Origin of the sequence: Agathobaculum faecis, assembly GCF_014287995.1 — a bacterium.
Lineage (GTDB): Bacteria > Bacillota > Clostridia > Oscillospirales > Butyricicoccaceae > Agathobaculum > Agathobaculum ammoniilyticum.
The window spans coordinates 1-2302 of the sequence record NZ_JACOPL010000049.1; the positions used below are offsets into that span (position 1 = coordinate 1).

2 protein-coding genes are annotated in these 2302 nt (G+C 59.1%); both read left to right on the forward strand.

All coding sequences use genetic code 11. The annotated features are described in order from the left end of the window. Positions 1–29 precede the first annotated feature (29 nt). On the forward strand, positions 30–407 hold the full coding sequence (locus H8S45_RS15655; protein WP_054328573.1) for a RidA family protein: 378 nt from the start codon (positions 30–32) through the stop codon (positions 405–407). A gap of 135 nt (positions 408–542) precedes the next feature. Further along, positions 543–2198 (forward strand): tryptophanase, encoded by a 1656-nt coding sequence (locus H8S45_RS15660; protein WP_242977896.1) that lies wholly within the window; start codon positions 543–545, stop codon positions 2196–2198. The last annotated feature ends 104 nt before the right edge of the window (positions 2199–2302 follow it).

Genomic DNA, 2302 nt, shown 5'->3' on the forward strand with positions numbered 1-2302 from the left:
TCAGAAAAAACGAAGGAGGAGGGTGAAAGATGAAAAAGGAGATAAATACGGAACGGGCGCCGGCGGCGATCGGGCCGTATGCACAGGCGGTAGCGGTGGATGGGCTGGTGATCACATCGGGCCAGCTGCCGATCGACCCGTCGACAGGAAGCTTTCCGGAAGGGATCGCAGAGCAGACGAGACAGTCTCTGACGAACGTCAAGGCGATACTTGCGGAAGCGGGGGTCGGGATGGACCGCGTGATTAAGACCACGGTGTTCCTGAGCGACATGAACAACTTCGGTGCCATGAACGAGGTATACGCCACCTTCTTTGGTGAAGGCGGTTACCCAGCCCGTTCGGCGGTCGAGGTGGCGCGCCTGCCGAAGGACGCCCTGGTAGAGATCGAAGTCATCGCGGCCCTGTAAGCGTTTTCCCCCTGTTCCCCTTGTAAGGTACTGTCCGCCAGTCGCGACGCCGGAGACGCAGGCCGGCATACGATGACCGGGGTATCCTCTAACAAAAGGCGCATACCGCGCCGTGATCAATTGGAGGTAATAAATATGGACAAAAAAATGGCTCACTATCCGCTGGATGTACCTGCACCGCATCACTATACGTTCGCTGTTCGTGACATCCCCGAAGTCACGATCGAGCAGCGCGAGCGCGCGCTGAACGCGACGCACTGGAACGAGTTCGCGTTTCCGGCCGCTATGCTGACGGTCGATATGCTGTCCGACTCGGGTACCACCGCGATGACCAACCACCAGTGGGCGTCGCTGTTTCTGGGCGACGAGGCGTACGGCCGCAACACGGGGTATTATGTACTCCTGGATACCTTCCGCGACATTTTTGAGCGCGGGGGCGAGAAGAACTGGAAGAAGATCATCGACCTGGTGCGCACGGACTGCCGCGACGTAGAGAAGATGATGAACGAGGTATACCTGTGCGAGTACGAGGGCGGGCTGTTCAACGGCGGCGCCAAGCAAATGGAGCGTCCGAACGCCTTTATCATCCAGCAGGGCCGCGCGGCGGAGTCCGTGCTGATGGAGATTGTCCGCAATATTCTGGCCCGCCGATACCCGGGCAAGAAGTTCACCATCCCGTCCAACGGCCACTTTGACACGACCGAGGGCAACATCAAGCAGATGGGCTCGATCCCGCGCAACCTGTACAACAAGGAGCTGCTGTACGAAGTACCCGAAGGCGGCCGCTACGAGAAGAACCCCTTCAAGGGCAATATGGACATCGAGAAGCTCGAGCAGCTCATCCAAGGCGTCGGTCCGGAAAACGTGCCGCTGGTATTCTGCTGCATCACGAACAATCCGGTATGCGGCCAGGCGGTTTCCATGGCGAACATCAAGGAGATCAACCGCGTTGCGCATAAGTACAATATCCCGCTGGTATTCGACGTAGCGCGCTGGGCGGAGAACTGCTACTTCATCAAGATGAACGAAGAGGGCTACGCCGACAAGTCCATCGCGGAGATCGCGACCGAGATGTTCCAGTACTGCGACGCGTTCACCATGTCTGCCAAGAAGGACGGCCACGCCAACATGGGCGGCATGCTGGCGTTCCGCGACAAGGGCCTGTTCTGGAAGAACTTCTCCGACTTTGACGAGAACGGCAACATCATCACCGATGTCGGCGTTACGCTGAAGGTCAAGCAGATCTCCTGCTACGGCAACGATTCGTACGGCGGCATGTCGGGCCGTGATATCATGGCGCTGGCGGTCGGCCTGTACGAGAGCTGCGACTTCAACTACCTGAACGAGCGCGTTGCACAGTGCAACTACTTGGCCGAGGGCTTTTACAAGGCGGGCGTCAAGGGCGTCGTGCTGCCGGCCGGCGGCCACGCGGTGTACATCAACATGGATGAGTTCTTCGACGGCAAGCGCGGCCACGATACCTTCGCGGGCGAGGGCTTCTCGCTGGAGTTGATCCGCCGCTACGGCATCCGTGTTTCCGAACTGGGCGACTACTCCATGGAATACGACCTCAAGACCCCTGAGCAGCAGGCTGAGCTGGCGAACGTGGTCCGCTTCGCGATCGACCGCAGCCGTCTGACCCAAGAGCATCTGGATTACGTCATCGCGGCGGTCAAGGCGCTGTATGAGGATCGCGAGTCCATCCCGAACATGCGCATCGTTTGGGGCCACAAGCTGCCGATGCGTCACTTCCATGCCTTCCTCGAGCCCTACCCCAACGAAGAGAAGTAAGCTCATCCGTATGAAAATCTGGGCGTAACCTGCGCCGCGTGGAAAGCGCGCAGGGCAAGTGTGATGAATCGGGCCGCGGATAACTGAATAGTTTCCGCGGCCTT